This is a genomic window from Pseudoxanthomonas sp. LjRoot143, from assembly GCF_964252945.1.
Classification (GTDB): domain Bacteria; phylum Pseudomonadota; class Gammaproteobacteria; order Xanthomonadales; family Xanthomonadaceae; genus Pseudoxanthomonas_A.
This window is the reverse complement of sequence record NZ_CAXUPM020000001.1, coordinates 413,650-433,573: the sequence shown is the minus strand read 5'-3', so window position 1 is coordinate 433,573 and position 19,924 is coordinate 413,650. Positions and strand designations below refer to the sequence as shown.

Genomic DNA, 19,924 nt, shown 5'->3' with positions numbered 1-19,924 from the left:
TAAAGACAAATCAATCGGTTGCATGTGAAACGCGAATGCCCAAACCGATTGACTGCTCTAAATGCGACAACCCATACTAGCCCGTATGGTGACACATGCCTCTTCTGCCTTCACGACCTCATCCAGCGTCATCGGCGCGGGATCGGATCGTGCACTGAAGGGACAGGGAGACGTCGCGCTGGCGATCCGCCGCTTCGCGTCGCCGGGCGCCCTGCAGGGGTACCCCGCCCTTATCTATGCGCACGGCTTCGGCCAGACCGGCGGCGCCTGGAACCGCACCGGCGAGCTGATGGCTGCGCAGGGCTACGCCGGCCTGGCGTATGACGCGCGTGGCCACGGCGGCTCGGATCGCAACGCCGCCGACATTCCCTATACCGGCGACCAGTTCGCCGACGACCTGATCGTCGTAGCCGGCGAACAGCCCGAACCGCCCGTACTGGTCGGCGCGTCGATGGGCGGACTGTTCGGCCTGATCGCCGAATCGCGCTGGCCCGGCCTGTTCCGCGCGATGGTGCTGGTCGACATCACCCCGCGCTGGGAGCACGCTGGCCTGCAGCGCATCCTCGCCTTCATGACCGCGTTCCCGGACGGCTTCGCCTCGCTCGATCACGCAGCCGACAGCATCGCCGCCTACCAGCCGCAGCGCCGCACCCGCAAAACCGCCGACGACCTGCGCGAACTGCTGCGCGAAGGCGCTGACGGACGTTGGCGCTGGCACTGGGATCCGCGCCTGGTCGACGAACTGGCGCGCGACAGCGCCCAGCACCAGGACGCGATCGCCGAGGCCGCGCGCCGCGTGCAGTGCCCCGTGCTGCTGATCAGCGGCGGCCGCAGCGATCTCGTCTCGGAGAAGACGGTCGAAGAGTTCAAGCAACTGGTGCCGCACGCGCGCCACGTGCACCTGCCGCAGGCCACCCACATGGTGGCCGGCGACGACAACGATGCATTTACCGCCACCGTGCTGGAATACCTGGCAGGCCTGTCGGCCGCGCCGGGTAGTGCCGAATCCGATGTAACCGAATCCGTGTCCGGAGCAACCCCATGAGCATTGCCATCCCCTTCCTCGCCTTCCTGCTGGCGGGCGCATTCGCCGCCTACCACCGGCTGAGGCTCGCCTACTGGGCGGCGATCACCGCCAGCCTGCTGGTGGCGTGCTGGCTGCTGGGCGCCAATCCCACCGCGACCCTCGTCGCGGCGCTGATCGTCGTGGCCATCGCGGTGCCGCTGCTGATCCCGGCGATCCGCAAGCCGCTGATCACCGCGCCGGCGCTGGGCTTCCTGCGCCGCGCGCTGCCGCCGCTGTCGCAGACCGAGCGCATTGCGCTGGAAACCGGCTCGGTGGGTTTCGAAGGCGACCTGTTCACCGGCGACCCGGACTGGAACAAGCTGCTGGCCTATCCGAAGCCGCAGCTCAGCGCCGAGGAACAGGCCTTCCTCGACGGCCCGGTGGAAGAGCTGTGCAGGATGACCAACGACTGGGAGATCACCCACGTCCACGCCGACCTGCCGCCGGAGCTGTGGGACTACATCAAGAAGAACAAGTTCTTCGGCATGATCATCCCGAAGCAGTACGGTGGTCTCGGCTTCTCCGCGCTGGCGCACCACAAGGTGATCCAGAAGATCGCCTCGGTCAGCAGCGTGGTCAGCTCCACCGTCGGCGTGCCCAACTCGCTGGGCCCGGGTGAACTGCTCAACCACTACGGCACGCAGGAGCAGAAGGACTACTACCTGCCGCGCCTGGCGATCGGCCAGGAAGTCCCCTGCTTCGGCCTGACCGGCCCGTTCGCCGGCTCCGACGCCACCTCGATCCCGGACTACGGCATCGTCTGCAAGGGCGAGTGGAACGGCGCCAACGTGCTGGGCATCCGCCTGACCTTCGACAAGCGCTACATCACGCTGGCGCCGGTCGCCACGATCATCGGCCTCGCCTTCCGCATGTACGACCCGGACGGCCTGATCGGCGACACGCGCGACATCGGCATCACCCTGGCGCTGCTGCCGCGCGACACCGACGGTGTCGAGGTCGGCCCGCGCCACTTCCCGCTCAACTCGCCGTTCCAGAACGGCCCGGTGCGCGGCAAGGACGTCTTCATCCCGCTCAGCCAGCTGATCGGTGGCGTGGAGATGGCCGGCAAGGGCTGGAACATGCTCAACGAATGTCTGGCCGTGGGCCGCTCGATCACCCTGCCCTCCACCGCCAGCGGCGGCGCGAAGGCCGGTGCGCGCGTCACCGGCGCCTACGCGCGCATCCGCAAGCAGTTCGGCCTGTCGGTCGGTCGCTTCGAAGGCGTGGAAGAAGCGCTGGCCCGCATCGGCGGCAAGGCCTACGCGATCAGCGCGCTGTCGCAGGCGACCGCGGCGGCGGTCGACCGCGGCGACGTGCCGTCGGTGCCGTCGGCGATCGCCAAGTACCACTGCACGAACATGGGCCGCGACGTCGCCAAGGACGTGATGGACATCGTCGGCGGCAAGGGCATCATCCTGGGCCCGCGCAACTTCGCCGGTCGCGCCTGGCAGGCCTCGCCGATCGCCATCACGGTGGAAGGCGCGAACATCATGACGCGCAGCCTGCTGATCTTCGGTCAGGGCTCGATCCTGTGCCATCCGTACATCATGAAGGAGATGCGCGCGGCGACGGATCCGGACACCAAGGCCGGCGTCAACGCGCTGGATGCCGCGCTGTACCCGCACATCGGCGGCGCGATCTCCAACGCCGTGCGCTCGTTCTGGTTCGGCATCACCGGTTCCAAGATCGGTTCGGTGCCGGGCGATGCGTACACGAAGAAGTTCTTCCGCAAGCTCGACCGCTACGCGGCCAACCTGGCGCTGCTGACCGACATCTCGCTGGGCGCGCTGGGCGGCAAGCTGAAGTTCAAGGAATCGCTGTCCGGCCGCCTGGGCGACGTGCTGAGCCACCTGTACATGATGGGGGCGGTGCTGAAGCGCCACCACGACGAAGGCGCGCCGGAAGCCGACAAGCCGCTGCTGGCCTGGGCCTTCCACAACAGCGCCTACGAGATCGAGCTGGCGCTGTCGCAGGCGCTGCGCAACTTCCCGATCAAGCCGCTGGGTTGGCTGCTGTGGCCGATCGTGTTCCCGTTCGGCCGACGTGCCGTGGCCCCGGGCGACCGCCTGAGCCATCGCGTCGCCATGCTGCTGATGGCGCCGAATGAAGCGCGCGACCGTATCGGCCAGGGCGTGTTCCTCACCCCGTGCGAGAACAACCCCGGTGGCCGCATCGACAGCTACCTGGCCGCGGCCGTGGCGGCCGAACCGGTGGAGCGCAAGTTCCTGAAGGCGCTGAAGACCAAGGACATCGAGGCGCTGGACTACAGCGCGCAGTTGGACGAGGGCGTGCGCGAAGGCTGGATCACCGCCGACGAGCGCAAGCAGCTGGAAGAGCTGCGTGCGATCACGCTGGACACGATCACCGTGGACGAGTTCGAAACCCACGAGTTGCGCGCAGCCAGCTACTACGACCTGCCGCAGCACAAGCGCCAGCCGCGCGAAGCGGCCTGACGCGCACCCCAGCAACGATCACGACGGCGGGCATGTCCCGCCGTCGTCGCGAGAGGAGTTCCGATGAGCGCCGATGTCCTGAAGATCTACCGCAGCCTGAGCCGCAAGCCGTTGGGGCACTGGCTGTTCTCGCGCCTGATCTGCTTCAAGGCGCCCTACTTCGGCAGCATCGGCCCGCGCATGACGCGGCTGGAACCGGGCCGCGGCGAGGCGACCATCCGGCATCGCCGGTCGGTCACCAATCACCTCGGCACCGTGCACGCGATCGCGCTGTGCAACCTGGCGGAGTTCGTCGGCGGGCTGACCACCGACGTCAGCATCCCGCGGTCGATGCGCTGGATTCCCAAGGGCATGACCGTCGAGTACCTGAAAAAAGCCGTCGGCACCATGACCGCGGTCGCGACGCCGGCGTTCGAGCCGCGCGAGTCCGCCGACGGCTACGAACTGCCGATGGACGTGGTGGTCAGCGATCCGCAGGGCGAACCCGCGTTCCGCGCCCGCATCAGCATGTGGGTGTCGCCGAAACCGGCGAAGGGTGGCTGACATGCTGCTCGCCGCCGCCGCGCTGATCTTCCTGGTGGGGCTGGCGCACTCGGTCCTGGGCGAGCGTTACATCCTTGTCCGCCTGTTCCGGCGACCCGACCTGCCGGCGCTGTTCGGCGGCACCTGGTTCACCGTGCGCACGCTGCGTTTCGCGTGGCACCTGACCACGGTGATCGCCTGGGGCCTGGCCGCCATGTTGCTGCAGTTGGATCGTCTACCCGACGCGGCGGGCCGTGGCATCGCCATCACGCTCGCGATCACGCTGTTCCTGTCGGGCCTGCTGCCGTTGCTGTTCACCCGTGGTCGCCATTTGGCGTGGGTGGTGCTGTTTGCGGCAGGCGTGCTGGTGCTCAGTTGGGCGCTGCGCTGACGCAGCACCCCCTGCCCGCGGGCATCAGCGCGAAATCGCGCCCATCATCGACACGAACAGCACTGCCGCCAGCGCGGCGATCGCCGGCAGCCCCTGCACGAAGAAGATGCGCTTGTTGACGCTCCATGCGCCGTACAGCGCCGCGACGATCACGCACAGCAGGAAGAAGACGACCACGTTCCACTGCCCCGTGCAGAGGCCCCACAGCAGGCCGGCGGCGAGGAAACCGTTGTAGAGCCCCTGGTTGGCAGCCAGCACGCGCGTGGTCTCGGCCTTCTCGGGCGTGTTGCGGAAGGTCTTCAGGCCCAGCGGCCTGGTCCAGAGGAACATCTCAAGTACCAGGAAGTACACGTGCAGCAATGCCACCAGCACGACCAACACCGCCGCGATCACGTCCATTTCCGTCTCTCCCCTTGTATGTGCGCAGCATAGCGGCGGCACGCGCCAGGGTCTGCCCCGGCCGGATCAGTCTTGACTGACCGGGACATCCCTTGTGCCCGCGGACGGCAGCTTCTTCTCTTCGCGCAGCAAGCGCCATGCGCTGGCGGTCATCACACCGGCGATCAGCAGGCCTGCACCGAACACAACCTGCGAGCCGAACGCAGACAGCGCCTTGTACGTCCACGAGAACGTGATCTCGCCGCCACGGAAGAACGCCGTGTCGATCGCCGCGCCGGCCTTGTAGCGCCACTGCCGGTCGACGCGGGTATAGATGGTTTCGCGTCCCGGCTTCATCAGCGAGAACTCGTTGGAACGCGTGACCACCTGGACGATGCCGACCACGATCGGCAGCGGCGACGCGGTCAGCACCGCGAAGCCGAGCAGCAAGGCCGCCATCGGGATCAGCAGCACCGGCGCCAGCCCGAAGCGCGACAGCAGCCAGCGGGTGGCGAACAACTGCACGATCAACGTCAGCACGTTCACCGCGATATCGATGCCAGCGTAGTACGCGGTGCGCGCTTCGGCGGTGGCGAAGCCCTCGCGCGCGATCACCGCCTGCTGGTTGTAGAGCAACTGGCCGATGCCGACGCCGAGGAACACCAGCGCCGCCAGCCAGCGCAGCAGCGGCTCCTTGGCGATCAGCTTCAGGCCTGCCAGCACATCGCCGCCCATCGCGCTCTCGTTGTCGCGGCCGATCTTGGCCTCGCGCTGCATTGCCCAGCGGCGCAGGCGCCAGATGCAGACCACGCATGCAGCCAGGAACGCAGCGGACACCAGCATCAGGTTGGCCAGGCCGACCTTCTCGGCCAGCGTGCGGGTGATGAGCGGACCGGTGAACGCGCCGATGGTGCCGGCAGCGCCGATGTAGCCGTAGTACTTCTTCGCCTCGTCATGCGAGAACACGTCGGCCATGAAGCTCCAGAACACGGCCACCGAGAACACGTTGAACACCGTGACCCACAGGAAGAACGCCAGCCCGCGCCCGGCGACCTGGCTGTCGAACAGCAGGTGGAAGCCGAGCAGGCACAGGATGAAGAAGCCGAACAGCACGGGCAGGAACACCCGGCGCGGAAAGCGGCTGACCAGGGTGCCGTAGATCGGCTGCGCGATCAGGATCAGGATGAAGGAGCAGGTCGACAGCACCTGCAGGATCAGCTCCTTCAGCGGGATGCCGTGCGCGGCGAAGAAGGCGATCATGTCCGGCGGGAACACCGCTTCGACGTCGCTCGATGCGCCCATCGCGTCCCGCACCGGCCGCAGCACGTAGTAGCCGCTGAGCAGGCAGAAGAAATAGACGAAGGACCACAGCAGCGGCGGAGACTCGGACATCGCCGCGCGGAGTCGGCCGAACCGGGTGGTCGCGGGAGAAGACAGGTCCATGGGGCGCGGTCTGCGATCGCTTCATCGGCAGCGGACAAGGCCCGCCTGTGGCGCGCAAGGTATCCGATGCACTGCAACATCGCCAGCCTTTTCCCTGTCGGCAAGCCGCAGGAATCGCATGCATCCCGCGGGTGCGGCATTCCGCCGCATCCGCAGAGCATTTGCTCTATCCCCCGCCGCTAGGTTCGGCCGGACTTCGCAACAGGGCAGCATGTGTACGACTACATCATCGTGGGCGCCGGTTCCGCCGGCTGCGTGCTGGCCCACCGCCTGAGCGAAGACCCCGCGTGCCGCGTCCTGCTGCTGGAGGCCGGCCCGCGCGACTGGCATCCCTTCATCCACATGCCCGCCGGCCTGGCCAAGCTGGTCGGCCAGAAGGGCGTGAACTGGAACTACGACACCGCGCCCGAACCCCACCTCGACAACCGCCGCCTGTGGTGGCCGCGCGGCAAGGTGCTCGGCGGCTCCAGTTCGATCAATGCGATGTGCTACATCCGCGGCGTGCCGCAGGACTACGACGACTGGGCGAATGGCGGCGCCGATGGCTGGGACTGGGCCAGCGCCCTGCCCTACTTCCGCCGCTCGGAGCGCAACGCGCGCGGCGCGGATGCGCTGCACGGCGGCGACGGCCCACTGTACGTCTCCGACCTGCGCTACACCAATCCGCTGTCGGCCGCCTTCATCGAAGCCGGCGTGCAGGCGGGTTTTACGCGCAATGGCGACTTCAACGGCGCCACGCAGGCGGGCTTCGGCCTGTACCAGGTCACGCAGAAGGACGGCGCACGGTGCTCGTCGGCGGTCGCCTACCTGGACCCCGCGCGCGACCGGCAGAACCTGGATATCGTCACCGGCGCGCTGGTCCGCCGCGTCCTGCTGGAGAAAGGACGCGCGGTCGGCGTCGCGTATGCGCGTGGTGGTCATGAAGTGATCGCGCGTTGCGGCGGCGAGGTGCTGCTGAGCGGCGGTGCGATCAACTCGCCGCAGTTGCTGATGCTGTCCGGTATCGGTCCGTCGGAGCACCTGGAGCAGACCGGCGTCAGCGTGCGTCATGCGCTGCCGGGCGTGGGCCGCAACCTGCAGGATCACCTGGACATCTGCACCCTGCAGCACAGCACGCAGCGCGTCACCTACGACCGTACCAGCGAGCTGAAGACCGCATTCGACTACTTCCTGCGCGGGCACAGCGGCCCGGGCAGCAGCAACATCGCCGAGGCCGGGGCGTTCGTGCGCTCGCCGCTGGCACCGGACGATCGGCCCGATATCCAGATGCACTTCGTGCCGGCCATGCTTGACGACCACGGCCGCAACCGCCTGCCGGGCGACGGCTACACCTTGCATGCCTGCTTCCTGCGCCCGCGCAGCCGGGGCCGCATCCAGCTCGCCAGCGCGGATCCGCGCGCCGATGCACGCATCGAGGCGAACTACCTGAGCGATCCGGAAGGCTTCGACCTGAAGATGATGGTCGAATGCGCCAAGCTGTCGCGCGAGCTGTTCGCCCAGGCCGCCTTCGACGCCTATCGCGGTGCGCCCATCCATCCTGTGCGCAGCGACCTGTCGGACGCCGACCTGGTCGCCTTCATCCGCGCCAAGGCGGAAACCGTCTACCACCCGGTCGGCACGTGCGGCATCGGCGACGACGAGGATGCCGTGGTCGATCCGCAGCTGCGTGTGCGCGGCCTCGAGGGCTTGCGGGTGATCGACGCGTCGGTGATGCCCTCGCTGATCGGCGGCAACACCAATGCACCGACCATCATGATCGCCGAGCGCGCCTCGGACCTGATCCGCGGTATCCCGCCGCTCTCCGGTGGCCACGCGCATACCACGGCGACGACGCCAGCCCTCGCCACCGCGGGCTGACGCGCGGAGCCCCGATCGTCCAAGCATCGCCACCGGGGTGGCGATGACGTCGTACGACCGCGTTCAGGCAATCCACCTGAATACGCCACAGCGCTGCTTCCACCCCCGACATTTCGCGCCGAAAGGCGCGCAGCGCGCCCTTCGGCGCGGAATTTGCATGTTCCTGTGCGAATGCATTCCTGAACGCATTCCACGTGATCACGGACCGATGAACGAGGTGGACATCCCGCGAAATGGGACGTGCGCCACACCCGTAATCAGCAGCAGGATGAACAACATGGGCATCGAACTTCTCCCTGTTTGTGCAATGGAAAAAAGCGGCGTTATGATCGACCGACGGCACGAACTCACGCAGGCGTCACGCACGATGAAACACAAGAAGAGCCGCCGATCGCTGCATGTCTTCCGGATCGGCCTGGTCGGCCTGCTGCTGCCGTTGACGCTCTCGTCCACGGCGCAGACGCCCTTGCGGTGGAACGCGGCCAATCAGGGCGCAGAAGCGGTCGCAACCGCCAGTGCGGCACCCTACGTGTCGCCGACGCAGCCGCGCCCTTACCGCACTTCGCTGGCGGAACAGAACATCCAGCCGCTCGCGGCCGGGTTCGACGTGCGCTCGTTCGAGACCATGGCCGAGCACCTGACCGTCGGCCAGCGCGTGCCCGGCCTGGCGATGGCCATCGTCCACAACGGCCGCGTGCTCAGCGCGCGGGGCTACGGCGTGACCGACGTCGTGAATCCGCAGCAGGTCGATTCGCACACCGTGTTCCGGCTGGCATCGCTGTCGAAGGCCTTCGCCAGCACGCTCACCGGCCTGATGGTGCAGGACGGCTCGCTGCGCTGGGACAGCAAGGTCAACCAGTTCGTGCCGGGCTTCCAGTTGAGCGACGCCAACGCGACCTCGCACGTGACCGTCGCCGACGTACTGAGCCACAGCGTGGGTCTGCAGGCGCACAACGCCTTCGACCGCGACATCGAGGCGAACGCCGAGTACTACGATGTCGCCCGCAAGCTCGCCTACGCGCCGCTCAAGTGCGCGCCCGGCGAGTGCTACGCCTACCAGAACGTCGCTTTCAGCCTGATCGGCGACGTGGTGTTCGCCGCCACCGGGACCTTCTACGACCAGGCCGTGGATCGCCGCATCTTCAAGCCACTGGGCATGAACGACGCGAGCATGGGCCTGGCCGGCATCCAGGGCAGCACGCGCTGGGCGCGGCCGCACGTGCGCAGCCGCAACGGCTGGGTGTCGCTGACGCCGAAGCCGACCTACTACCGCCTGCCGCCCGCTGCCGGCGTCAACGCCAGCGCCAGCGATCTGGCGCAATGGCTGATCGCGCAGACCGGCCATCGCCCCGACGTACTGCCCGCACCCCTGCTGGCGACGCTGCACGCGCCGGTAGTGACCACGCCGGGCGAAATGCGCGGCGGCTGGCGTCGCGAACGCATCCATTCCGCCAGCTACGCGCTGGGTTGGCGCGTGTTCGATTACGCCGGGCAACAGGTCGTCTTCCACGCAGGTGCGGTGCAGGGCTATCGCGGCCTGGTCGCGCTGGTGCCCGGGCAGGATTTCGGCGTGGCGCTGGTCTGGAACAGCGACAGTTCGCTGCCCTCGGGCCTGCTGCCGACGATCCTCGACCGCGCGATGGGCCTGCCCGGCCAGCCGTGGGTCGAGACGCCCGCCGATTACGACCTGCTGCTGGCCGAGTCGCCCGAGGCGACGCCGGTCGACGGCAGGAAGGACAGCGGCACGTCCTCGCAGCGCGGTACCGCCTCGCCGCGCTGAGGCTCGCGGCGGACCATCGATCCGCCGCCTGCCACCGCATCAGCCCTGTGCGTCCTGTTCGAGCATCGCCTTGAGCTTGGCCAGCCCCTTCTCGTAGTCCGCGCCGATCATCCGGTCGAACACCAGTCCGAGCCAGCGCTTGAACGGGTTGAGCCCGTGCGCGCTGTCGAACGCCCACGTCACACGGGTACCCTGACCCTCCGGCGCCAGCAGGTAGGTAGCCTGCGATGGGCTGCCGTCGAAGTTCAGCGCCACCGCGATGCGACGGTGCGGTTCGCTGGCGGTGATCTCCTGGCTGCCGCTCCCAACCGCGCGATTGCCCACCCAGCGCATGCGTGCGCCCACGCCGCTGCCGGGCCCTTCGAAGGTGTACCGCGCCTGCGGATCGTACTCGGCCCACGGCGACCAGGCATTGAAGCGCTCGAACGAGTCGAGCGTGGCGAACACCTGCGCGGGGTTGCGCTCGATGACGATGCTGCGCTCCACGTGGGTCGTCGACGGCAGCAGCAGCCCGCCCGCCACGAAGATCCCGCCCAACACGGCGATCGCCGCCAGCACCCACCTGATGAACTTCATGCGCAGCCTCCTCGGCGTTCCGGAAACGGCAGCCTAGCCGTTCGCCCATAAAAAAACTCTCCCCCCGCTGGGCACAGGGAGAGAGTCCATGGTGTTACGTGTAATCGGGGTTGGCTTAGATCAGCGGAGCCGGGGTGGCCGGCAGCGCGACGGGGGCCGCTTTCTTCTTGGACTTCTTGGCAGGCTTCTTGGCGGCCTTCTTCGCGGCCTTCTTGGCCGGCTTCTTGGCTACTTTCTTGGCAGCCTTCTTCGCGGTCTTCTTGGCAGCCTTCTTGGCCGGCTTCTTGGCGACCTTCTTGGCAGCCTTCTTCACGGACTTCTTGGCGGCCTTCTTGACGGACTTCTTGGCAGCCTTCTTCGCCGGCTTCTTGGCTACTTTCTTGGCGGCCTTCTTGGCGACCTTCTTCACCGCCTTCTTGGCCTTGGCGACCTTCTTGGCGACCTTCTTGGCAGCCTTCTTCACTGCCTTCTTCACGGTCTTCTTCGCAGCCGCCTTCTTGGTGGCCTTCTTGGCGGCCTTCTTGGCGGCCGGTTTTTTCTTCGCAGCTTTCTTCGTTGCCATGTGATGGCTCCTCGTCAGTGAACTATGGATTTTTACGTCTGGTTACAGCACATCTGCCCGGAGGCAGGCCCAGCTGCAAGAAACGCCGCGGGAGTCGGACCCGTCGGCAGCCGTCGTCGCGACACGCGCGGCGATGCGGATTCCCCAGGGGTCCGGGCGTGCGAAACCCGGCCCCCTACAAATACGAAAACACCCGCGTCGCGGAGCGACACGGGTGCGATGAAGGAGGCGCGTTGCATTTTTCCGGGGGAAGCGAGGCCTGCGTCCACCGTGATCCCGGTGCGGACGATGGGCTGTGTTGTCTCTCGCGCTGTCGTGTTGATTCGACTCACTCGCTTCCGCAGCAAACGCTGCTTGGGGCGAAACCTAATCACGGTTTTTCTAGGTGTCAACACCTTCGCGCAACTTTTTTTTCGAGGCAGGCGCCGGCGGCCGGCGGCTGGCGGCGACGCCGGCTGCAACGCCATGGCGACCGTTGAAGCATCCGGCGCGAGCGGAAGACATGCGCCTGAAAAAAAACATCGGTAAAACGTGCTTTTTTTTCTTGGCGATCGCGCGATGCATGCGCGCGTACGATCGCGCCGCGATCGCCCGGCACCCGACCAAGCGCACGCGAACGGCTTGAACCGCGCCTAAAAAAAACTTTCCGGAAGGGCGTCGGATTTCGCGTCGCACAAGCCCGAATGCGCCGATTTGCGCAAACTTTTTTTCCTCGCCGGGCGCTGCATCACCCGGCTCGATGCCGCTTCGTCGACGCGGAAGCGGGTGCTCGCCTTCCACTTCGACCGGCACGTCGCACGCGTCGCCGACGTCCGCTGCGTGTCCCGCATTCCACTTTGCCGCTCGTCGGTCGCGCCTCCGCCGCACGAGGATGCGCTTCGGGATACGGCGATGCGCGTCACGTCACGCCCGAAACGAAGCGGGGAACCGGCAGCGGCGGAATCTTCGTTCCGCCGTCGCCGGTTCCCCGCCAGGGGACCGCCTGTGGGAATGCCTCAGTGGTCTTCGTCTTCGATCAGCTCGGCGTAGTCGTCCGGCGACAGCAGCTCGTTGAGCTGGTCCGGCTCCTCGGCTTCGATCACGAAGATCCAACCTTCGCCGTAGGCGTCCTCGTTGATGGTCTCCGGCTTGTCGGCCAGTGCCGCGTTGACCTCGACGATCTTGCCGGTGATCGGGCTGTAGACGTCGGACGCGGCCTTGACGGACTCCACCACCGCGCTGGCGTTGCCGGCCTCGATGCGGTCGCCGACGTTGGGCAGCTCGACATAGACCAGGTCGCCCAGCAGACCCTGCGCGTGATCGGAAATGCCGACGGTGACGCGGCCGCCGGCTTCCACGCGGGCCCATTCGTGGGACTTGAGGAACTTCAGATCGCCAGGAATCTCACTCATGGGGTGCTCCGTATCGCTGTCAGGGGTCGGGTAGGGAAAGATAGTTTAGCGGAGGAACGCAAAGGTGAAGGCATGCCGTCCCGGGTCATTCCAGAACACCGGGCTGCGCCTGGCCATCGCGCACGAACGGGAACTTCACCACGCGCACCGGGACTTCCTTGCCACGGATATCCACGCGCACGCCACCCTCGGCGCCCAGCGGAATGTCGCCCGCCGGCACGCGCGCGAACGCGATGGCCTTGCCCAGCGTCGGCGAGAACGTGCCGGACAGGATCTCGCCGTCGCCGTGGGCGGTGAGCACCTTCTGGCCGTGGCGCAGCACGCCCTTCTCGTCCATCACCAGTCCGATCATCTGGCGCGGCGCACCGGAGGCCTTCTGCGCTTCCAGCGTGTCGCGGCCGGTGAACGCGCGGCCTTCATCCAGTGCAACCGTCCAGGCGAGCGCCGCTTCGTACGGCGACACGGTGTCGTCCATGTCCTGGCCGTAGAGGTTCATGCCGGCCTCCAGGCGCAGCGTGTCGCGCGCGCCCAGGCCGGCAGGCTTGACGCCCACGCCGAGCAACGCATTCCAGAACGCCACCGCCTGATCCTGCGGCAGCACGATCTCGTAGCCGTCCTCGCCGGTGTAGCCGGTGCGCGCGACGAACAGCGGCACGCCATCGGTACTGGTCGCGTCGGCAGCGGCGAAACGGGTCAGCTTGCCGACCCTCGCGCGGTCCTCCTCGCGCAGCAGGCCGTGGACACGCTCACGCGCGGTCGGACCCTGCACCGCGACCATCGCGAAGTCGGGGCGCTCGGTGACCTGCACCTCGAAGGCGGCCGCCTGCGCGGTGATCCATGCCAGGTCCTTCTCGCGGGTGGCGGCGTTCACCACCAGGCGGAAGAAATCCTCGCCCAGGAAATAGATGATCAGGTCGTCGATGACGCCACCCGTCTCGTTGAGCATCGCGGTGTACAGGGCCTTGCCCGGCTTCTGCAGCTTGTCGACCGAGTTGGCGACCAGCCGGCGCAGGAACTCGCGGGTGCGCGGTCCGCGCAGGTCGACCACGGTCATGTGGCTGACGTCGAACATGCCGGCGTCGCGACGCACCTGGTGGTGCTCCTCGAGCTGCGAGCCATAGTGGATCGGCATGTCCCAGCCGCCGAAGTCGACCATCTTGGCGCCGAGCGCGCGATGGGTGTCGTTGAGGATGGTCTTCTGGGTCATGGCGGCTTCCGGGACGGACAAAGAAGCGCATTATCCCAGAACGCACCAGCGCGGTGCGCCGACGCTACAGCCCGTAGTAGGCCTCGTTGATGCAGTCCACGGTACCCGCCTCCAGCACATCGAAGCGGCCATCGGGCAGCTGCAGGCGGCCGGCCCAGGCGATGTCCTTCAGCCATTCGGTCGAGGTGTCGTGCTGGCGCACGATCGCGGCCACCCGTGGGTCGTCGCGTCCGTTCACGCGGCAGGTGCCGAACTGCAGGTAGTAGCCCGCGCGGTCGGTCGGGTAAGGCAGCGCATCGGTGATGCGCCATTGCGCACGGGCGCCATCACGGCCGGCCAGCTGGCCGGCGACCACGAAACGCGGCACGGGTTCGCCCTCCGTATCGCGTGCCGGCGTGGCCAGCACGCCGATCGAGTAGTCGCAGACATGCGCCGGATCTGCGGAGTCGGACACACAACTGCCGCCCAGCTCATCGAGGCCGGCGGGATACGGCGGCATCACCTTGCCGACCAGATCCGTCGTGGCCACCGACAACGGCGCCAGCATCGACATCGTCCACGCCAGCACCGTCGTGCCCACCTACGCCTCCTGCACCTTCAGGGTCATGCCGTTCACCGCGATCACCCGTACCCGCGTACCCAGCGGCAGGTCGACGCCTTCCACCGTCCAGAACGCATCGTCGATCTTGACCCGGCCGCGCCCCCCTTCGATGGGCTGGTCGAGCACGGCCACCGTGCCGACCAGTTGTTCTGCACGGCGATTGAGCAGCGGCTTGTCGCTCTGGCGGCCCTTGCCGCGGAACCACTTGCGGTAGACCGCCACCGAGATAATCGCGAGCACGGAGAACAGCACGATCTGCGCCAGCCAGCCCAGTCCCGGTGCGGCCAGCACCACCACGGCCATCGCCACGGCGGCAAAGCCGAACCACAGCATGAAAGCGCCCGGCGCCATCGCCTCGGCGGCGAACAGCACCAGCGCCGCGATCGCCCAGAACGCGAACTTGAAACTCATGTCAGCCTCCCGGAACGCGTGGCGGACGCGGTGGCGCGACCGCCTGCTGCTTGTCCAGCGCGCCCTTGGCCAGTTCGGCGATGCCCGCGATCGAGCCGATGATCCCGCTGGCCTCCATGGGCATCAGCACGAACTTCTGGTTCGGCGCCGTGGCCAGTTCCTTGAACGCCTCCACATACTTCTGGGCGATGAAGTAGTTGATCGCCTGCACATCGCCCTGCGCGATGGCGTTCGACACCAGTTCGGTCGCCTTGGCCTCGGCCTCGGCCAGGCGCTCGCGCGCCTCGGCTTCGCGGTAGGCGGCCTCGCGCTTGCCTTCGGCCTCCAGGATGGCGCTCTGCTTGTCGCCCTCGGCGCGCAGGATCTCGGACTGGCGCGCACCCTCGGCCTCCAGGATCGACGCGCGCTTGTCGCGCTCGGCCTTCATCTGGCGGGCCATCGCGTCCACCAGGTCGCGCGGCGGCTGGATGTCCTTGATCTCGATGCGGTTGACCTTCACGCCCCACGGACTGGTGGCGTGGTCCACCACGCCCAGCAGCTTGGCATTGATGGTCTCGCGCTGGCTCAGCGATTCGTCCAGGTCCATCGAACCGATCACGGTACGGATGTTGGTCTGCACCAGGGCGATCATCGCCTGGTCCAAGCTGGACACCTCATAGGCGGCCTTGGCCGCGTCGAGCACCTGGAAGAACACCACGCCGTCGACCTTCACCACCGCGTTGTCCTTGGTGATGACATCCTGCGAGGGCACTTCGAACACCTGCTCCATCATGTTGACCTTGCGGCCGATGCTCTGCATGTACGGGATCAGGAAGTGCAGTCCCGGCGACATGGTGTGGGTGTACTTGCCGAAGTGCTCGACGGTGAATTCGTACCCCTGCGGGACGACGCGGACGCCCTTGAAGAAGGTCACCACGATGAACAGCGCCACCGCCGCGACCACGAGTGTCGAAATACCGAAATCCATGCTGACCCCTCCCCGTGATGAGGGTCCGATTATAGGCACGGGCCGACGGCGGCCGACGGGAACTTCACCGGCACTGCGACGGTATTGCCTTCGGCTGCATCCCTACCTTCGAACGCCCGACGAATCTCTGCGCTTGAGCCGATCGCAATTCGCCATCGATGTCCCCGACAGCCTGGTCGCCCGTGCGCGCGGCGGCTGCCGGGAGGCGTTCGAGCAGATCTACCGGCGCTTCGAACGTCCGGTGTTCACGCTGGCGCTGCGCATCTGCGGCGACCGCGAGGAGGCCGGCGACGTGCTGCAGGACACCATGCTGAAACTCTTCCACCACCTGCCCGACTACCGCGCCGACTGCCCGTTCTGGGGCTGGCTGCGCCAGATCGCGGTCAACGAGGCGCTGCTGCGGCTGCGAAGGCAGAGACGGCTGGTGAGCGAAATCACGGTGGACGAGGACGACCTGCCGGAAGACCGCGGCCTGCCACCCTGGGCCGCCGCCGATGCCGCCCTGCTGCAACGCGCACTCGACGGACTGCCGTCCGCCACCCGCAGCGTCCTGTGGCTGTATCACGCCGAGGGCTACACCCACGACGAGATCGCCGCGCTGATGCACCGCACGCCCAGCTTCTCCAAGTCGCAGCTTTCCCGCGGCACCCGCCGGTTGCGGGCGCTGCTGCAGATCGAGGAACCCGCCCATGCCTGATTCCCTTGTCCGCGATGCGGTGCCGCGCGACTGGCGCGACGCGTTCGGCGCCCTGCCGCTGGAAGCGCCGCCTGAAGGCAGCTGGCAGCGTCTCGCCGCGACTTTGCCGCCCGCTCATGCCTCTGCCCGCCGCGCCCGCTGGCGGCGTCCTGCGCTGGCGCTGGCAGCGACCGCCTTCTTCGCTGCCGTGATCCCGCTGATGCACTGGCGGGCCGTGCAGACCACCCCGCCGCCGCTGCAACGCGCCGTCCCCGTGACGACGATCGCGACGCCCGCATCCGCGGACGCGCCCGTGCAGAAGACGATCGATGCGATACCTGCCGCCGCCGCCGTGCATGAGGATGCCGCGCCGCCGACGGTCGCGCGGGCACCGGCGGCGGTCCGTTCCACCGCACGGGCCGTGCGCGACCCGGCACCCGCCCGACTCGATGCGCTGTACACCGAATCCGCGCGACTCGAAGCCGTCCTCGCCCATCTGCCCGACAGCGGTACGGGCAACGTCGCCGCGCTCGCCGTCAGCGCCGAGTTGCAGGACCAGGTCGCGCACATCGACCTGGCGCTCTCGCAGCCGGCGCTGCCGGATGTGGCCCGCACGGCGCTGTGGGAACAGCGCGTCGACACGTTGCGCCAGCTCACCGGTGTGGAAGCCACCCAGCGCTGGCAGGTCGCGCTGAACGACAACGCCGATACCGCCATCTACTGATCCCGAACACGCAACGAGGAGATTCCCGATGCTCAAATCCCTTTCCCGTCCGCTGCTGGTCCTCGCGCTGGTTGCGCCCGTGCCGGTCCTGGCGCAGCAGAACGAGGCGGCCGCGAAGAAAGCACTCGACGACGCACGCGCCGACCTGCAACGCGCCGCCAAGCGCGTGGCCGAACTGTCGCGGAACGCCGGCGGGCTCCCGACGCCGGCCGACATCGACCACCTCATCGTGAGCCGCCCGCGGCTGGGTGTCCTGCTGTCCGGCGACGACGCGGCCGGCGTGCGCATCACCGGTGTGACGCCGGAGAGCGGCGCAGCCAAGGCCGGGTTGAAGGCGGGCGACCGCCTGGTGCGCGTGGCCGGCGAGCCGGTCCGCGGCGAGACCGGCGAGGCGCGCGTGGCGCACGCCCGCCAACTGCTGGCCGGCCTCAAGGTCGATACGGCCGTGCGGGTTACCTACCAGCGCGACGGCAAGGTACACGACGCCAGCGTCACGCCCACACAGGTGTCGCCCCGCATCGCCTTCAGCGCCACCGCCCCCCGCAGCGTCTTCATCCGCAGCAGCGAAGGCGGCATGCCCCAGCTCGACGGCGTATCGGTGCCGCTGGACGAGATCACCCACGTCATCTCTCCCGAGGTGCAACGCGAACTCCGGCAGCTCGGCAAGCTGGGCGAATGCAAGGACGGTGATTGCCGACTGCCGGCGCTGGCCGAAGCCTTCCGCTGGAGCAACCTCAACCTGGCGACCGTCGATGCCACGCTGGGCCGCTACTTCGGCACCGATGCGGGCGTGCTGGTCCTGTCGGTCGGCGATGAACTCGCGGGACTCCAGGCGGGCGATGTGATCCGCAAGGTGGATGGCACACCGGTCACGACGCCGCGCGACGTCACGCAGGCGCTGCGCGACAAGGCGGAAGACGCCAAGGTCGCGGTCGAGTACCTGCGCGACCGCCAGGTGCGGACCGACAGCGTCACGGTGCCGAAGGCGGCAGCGTTCCGGTTTCCCGCGACATCGCGGGTGACGGTCAGGCCGCGCCCCGCAGTCGCCGCCGGCCAGGCGCCGACCATCGTGGAGCGGCGGCGCGTGATGATCATCGACCAGGACGGCAAGGTGCAAACGTTCGAAGACGACGGCACCGGTGGATCGTTGCCGCCCGTACCACCTGCCCCGCCCGCGCCACCGGCCGGCAAGGGAAGCGCCCTGCTCTGACTCCTATTATTAGAAGAGAAACCGTGTGAATCCCCTGCCCCCGCTTCCGCGGGGGTCTTTTTTCAAAAAGTTGGCACATCCCTGTGCCGGAGAGATGGTTCAGCGGGACGTGCGCGCAGCGGCCGGCGCCGCCGGCTCGGCCGGTGCGACCTCCACCCAGTCCGTGAACACCTTCGCGATGTCGGCATCCGCGATCGGCTTGCCTTCCTGCACGTCGCCGGCCTGGGTGAACAGCGGAATGATCATCGCCATGCCGTCGACCTTGGTCTTCAGCCGCACGCCCGGCGCCTTCGACAGGAAGCCGCCCCAGTGCCCACGCACCTTGGCCCAGTAGCCGGCGGTGGCCTGCCAGTAGTCGCGCGCGGGCGTGAAGTCGACCTCGGTGGTCTTGAGGTAGTCGTTGAAGCCGAACTCGCGCGCCAGTTCGACCTGCGTGCCGTCGGGCTTGCGCAGCACCTTGGTGTTGAACTGCTCGTGGGTCCAGCCATTCGGCGTCAACGTGTGCCGATTGACCACCGACAGCGCGTTGTAGTCGCTGCGCCGGGTGTACTCGCGACGCGGCAGCGGACGCCAGCTCAGGTCGCTGGTCCACGTGGCCACGCCATTGGTGTAGTCCCAGCGGCCGGTGCCGCAGTAGCGCGGTGCGTCGCTGACTTCGTAGACGCATTGCGTCCAGGCACCGCGCGTGGTGTCGGCGGGGATCGCCCGTACATGCCAGGTCTGGTCGGCGGTGAACTCGAAGCGCGTCGGCGCTTCGTAGAACCAGTCCTGCCGCCAGTGCTTGGTCACGTGGCCGCTCTTCGCGTCCACCAGGATGTGCTGCAGCACGATGCGCGTGGGGGTGTCCTCGACGACGATGACCGTCTCGTCGCCGCCGCTGCGCATCGCTGCCTGCCGTTCGTAACCCGGCTGCAGCAGTACGGTTTCGTCGAACGCGAAATCGACGGTGTAGTCGCCCTGCATCGCCAGGATGGACTGGCGATCGCGGACAGGATCCGCTGCCAGGGCGGATGCGGACAGGGACAGGAGGAGGGTGGACAGCGCGATGGCGACCGGCTTCTTCATGGTGGCTCTCTCTTTACTTGAGTCTGATCAGCGGCACGACGTTGTCGTCCGCCTCGTTGTTCTGTTCCAGGCTGGCGGCGGCAAGCAGCGACGCATGCTCGCAGCAGCAGTCGTGCAACCCGCTTTCCAGTTCGGCGCCCTCCGCCTGGGCAATGCGCTGGGCGGTGGCGACACCGAGCGGCGACATCAGCGACAGGCTGGCGGCGAGCACCGGCAACGATGCCGGCCGCGGCACCGCGTGCAACTGCAGGGCGCATGCGCGCCACTGGCCACCGAGCAGACGTCCGGCAAGCCGCTGCCACAGACGATCGGCGAGGCCGGCGACTTCTCCGTCGACACCTGCGGGCAGCGAGGCAACCAGGCGGTCCCAGGCGACGAAGTCGCTGTCCGGCAACAGGCACAGGCGCCAGCAGCAGCGCCCCTGCGCGTCGAAGAACAGCAAGCGCTCGTCCAGCCCGTCGCTGTCCACCCCGGTGTGGGCTTCCACCCGCACCGCCTGCTGCCAGCCGGCCAGTTCGCTGCCCTGCTGCGTGCGATAGAGGCACAGCACCGGCCCCAGAGCTGCCAGCTGGGTGGCGGCAGGGAACGCATCCATGGATGCGCCGGTGATCGTGCCCGGTAGCGCGCGCAGCGTCGCCATGGCG

21 protein-coding genes are annotated in these 19,924 nt (G+C 67.8%); 9 read left to right on the top strand and 12 right to left on the bottom strand.

The window, feature by feature from the left end; genetic code table 11:
• The first annotated feature begins 85 nt into the window (after window positions 1-85).
• The 4 genes from ACSQ1W_RS01985 (at window position 86) to ACSQ1W_RS01970 (ending at window position 4,432) form a co-directional block, all read left to right on the top strand.
• Window positions 86-1,045 (top strand): alpha/beta fold hydrolase, encoded by a 960-nt coding sequence (locus tag ACSQ1W_RS01985; RefSeq protein WP_436041455.1) that lies wholly within the window; start codon window positions 86-88, stop codon window positions 1,043-1,045.
• Window positions 1,042-3,519, top strand: a complete 2,478-nt coding sequence (locus ACSQ1W_RS01980; protein WP_436041454.1) for an acyl-CoA dehydrogenase — start codon at window positions 1,042-1,044, stop codon at window positions 3,517-3,519. The genes ACSQ1W_RS01985 and ACSQ1W_RS01980 overlap by 4 nt, the downstream gene beginning before the upstream one ends.
• Window positions 3,520-3,582: 63 nt before the next feature.
• Entirely contained in the window at window positions 3,583-4,062 is a 480-nt protein-coding gene (locus ACSQ1W_RS01975; protein ID WP_436041453.1) for a hotdog fold domain-containing protein, read from the top strand.
• A 1-nt stretch (window position 4,063) separates the two neighbouring features.
• A complete protein-coding gene (locus tag ACSQ1W_RS01970; protein WP_436041452.1) occupies window positions 4,064-4,432 on the top strand; it encodes a hypothetical protein in 369 nt (122 codons plus the stop codon).
• A 24-nt stretch (window positions 4,433-4,456) separates the two neighbouring features.
• Here ACSQ1W_RS01970 and ACSQ1W_RS01965 read toward each other — a convergent pair whose 3' ends face one another.
• Both ACSQ1W_RS01965 and ACSQ1W_RS01960 read right to left on the bottom strand, forming a co-directional pair.
• Entirely contained in the window at window positions 4,457-4,831 is a 375-nt protein-coding gene (locus ACSQ1W_RS01965) for a DUF1304 domain-containing protein (protein ID WP_192270311.1), read from the bottom strand.
• 66 nt (window positions 4,832-4,897) lie between these two features.
• A complete protein-coding gene (locus ACSQ1W_RS01960) occupies window positions 4,898-6,247 on the bottom strand; it encodes an NTP/NDP exchange transporter (RefSeq protein ID WP_436046058.1) in 1,350 nt (449 codons plus the stop codon).
• Between the two features lie 219 nt (window positions 6,248-6,466).
• On the opposite strand from ACSQ1W_RS01960, the gene ACSQ1W_RS01955 reads away from it, so the two are divergent.
• Together ACSQ1W_RS01955 and ACSQ1W_RS01950 are read left to right on the top strand one after the other, a co-directional pair.
• Entirely contained in the window at window positions 6,467-8,110 is a 1,644-nt protein-coding gene (locus tag ACSQ1W_RS01955; protein WP_436041451.1) for a GMC family oxidoreductase, read from the top strand.
• Between the two features lie 367 nt (window positions 8,111-8,477).
• A complete protein-coding gene (locus ACSQ1W_RS01950) occupies window positions 8,478-9,890 on the top strand; it encodes a serine hydrolase domain-containing protein (RefSeq protein ID WP_436041450.1) in 1,413 nt (470 codons plus the stop codon).
• A gap of 39 nt (window positions 9,891-9,929) precedes the next feature.
• Here ACSQ1W_RS01950 and ACSQ1W_RS01945 read toward each other — a convergent pair whose 3' ends face one another.
• The 8 genes from ACSQ1W_RS01945 to ACSQ1W_RS01910 all read right to left on the bottom strand — a co-directional run bounded on the left by ACSQ1W_RS01945 (window position 9,930) and on the right by ACSQ1W_RS01910 (window position 15,605).
• Window positions 9,930-10,466, bottom strand: a complete 537-nt coding sequence (locus ACSQ1W_RS01945; protein WP_436041449.1) for an SRPBCC family protein — start codon at window positions 10,464-10,466, stop codon at window positions 9,930-9,932.
• Between the two features lie 115 nt (window positions 10,467-10,581).
• Entirely contained in the window at window positions 10,582-11,028 is a 447-nt protein-coding gene (locus tag ACSQ1W_RS01940; protein WP_192270321.1) for a hypothetical protein, read from the bottom strand.
• A 381-nt stretch (window positions 11,029-11,409) separates the two neighbouring features.
• On the bottom strand, window positions 11,410-11,820 hold the full coding sequence (locus ACSQ1W_RS01935; RefSeq protein WP_436041448.1) for a hypothetical protein: 411 nt from the start codon (window positions 11,818-11,820) through the stop codon (window positions 11,410-11,412).
• Window positions 11,821-12,023: 203 nt separating this feature from the next.
• Window positions 12,024-12,419: a glycine cleavage system protein GcvH gene (gcvH, locus tag ACSQ1W_RS01930; RefSeq protein ID WP_162339279.1), complete on the bottom strand. Its 396-nt coding sequence runs from the start codon at window positions 12,417-12,419 to the stop codon at window positions 12,024-12,026.
• A gap of 85 nt (window positions 12,420-12,504) precedes the next feature.
• Window positions 12,505-13,626: a glycine cleavage system aminomethyltransferase GcvT gene (gene gcvT, locus ACSQ1W_RS01925; RefSeq protein WP_192270325.1), complete on the bottom strand. Its 1,122-nt coding sequence runs from the start codon at window positions 13,624-13,626 to the stop codon at window positions 12,505-12,507.
• Between the two features lie 64 nt (window positions 13,627-13,690).
• Window positions 13,691-14,206 (bottom strand): hypothetical protein, encoded by a 516-nt coding sequence (locus ACSQ1W_RS01920; RefSeq protein WP_192270327.1) that lies wholly within the window; start codon window positions 14,204-14,206, stop codon window positions 13,691-13,693.
• Window positions 14,207-14,638, bottom strand: a complete 432-nt coding sequence (locus tag ACSQ1W_RS01915) for an NfeD family protein (RefSeq protein WP_192270329.1) — start codon at window positions 14,636-14,638, stop codon at window positions 14,207-14,209. It lies immediately after the preceding gene.
• Between the two features lies 1 nt (window position 14,639).
• Complete coding sequence (locus ACSQ1W_RS01910; protein WP_192270331.1) at window positions 14,640-15,605, bottom strand: SPFH domain-containing protein; 966 nt, start codon at window positions 15,603-15,605, stop codon at window positions 14,640-14,642.
• 133 nt (window positions 15,606-15,738) lie between these two features.
• Here ACSQ1W_RS01910 and ACSQ1W_RS01905 point away from each other — a divergent pair, with 133 nt between their 5' ends.
• From ACSQ1W_RS01905 to ACSQ1W_RS01895, 3 genes are read left to right on the top strand one after another with little or no spacing between them, the layout of a single operon-like run.
• Entirely contained in the window at window positions 15,739-16,302 is a 564-nt protein-coding gene (locus tag ACSQ1W_RS01905; RefSeq protein WP_225589233.1) for an RNA polymerase sigma factor, read from the top strand.
• Window positions 16,295-17,005, top strand: coding sequence for a hypothetical protein (locus ACSQ1W_RS01900; RefSeq protein ID WP_436041447.1), 711 nt, complete (start codon window positions 16,295-16,297; stop codon window positions 17,003-17,005). The genes ACSQ1W_RS01905 and ACSQ1W_RS01900 overlap by 8 nt, the downstream gene beginning before the upstream one ends.
• A 28-nt stretch (window positions 17,006-17,033) precedes the next feature.
• On the top strand, window positions 17,034-18,215 hold the full coding sequence (locus tag ACSQ1W_RS01895; protein ID WP_436041446.1) for a PDZ domain-containing protein: 1,182 nt from the start codon (window positions 17,034-17,036) through the stop codon (window positions 18,213-18,215).
• 99 nt (window positions 18,216-18,314) lie between these two features.
• Here the strand turns inward: ACSQ1W_RS01895 and ACSQ1W_RS01890 are convergent, their stop codons facing one another.
• Both ACSQ1W_RS01890 and ACSQ1W_RS01885 read right to left on the bottom strand, forming a co-directional pair.
• The gene (locus ACSQ1W_RS01890; RefSeq protein WP_436041445.1) at window positions 18,315-19,280 is read right to left on the bottom strand and encodes a DUF6607 family protein; all 966 of its coding nucleotides are present in this window, start codon (window positions 19,278-19,280) and stop codon (window positions 18,315-18,317) included.
• A 13-nt stretch (window positions 19,281-19,293) separates the two neighbouring features.
• Window positions 19,294-19,920 (bottom strand): Hemin transport protein, encoded by a 627-nt coding sequence (locus ACSQ1W_RS01885; RefSeq protein WP_436041444.1) that lies wholly within the window; start codon window positions 19,918-19,920, stop codon window positions 19,294-19,296.
• Window positions 19,921-19,924 lie beyond the last annotated feature (4 nt).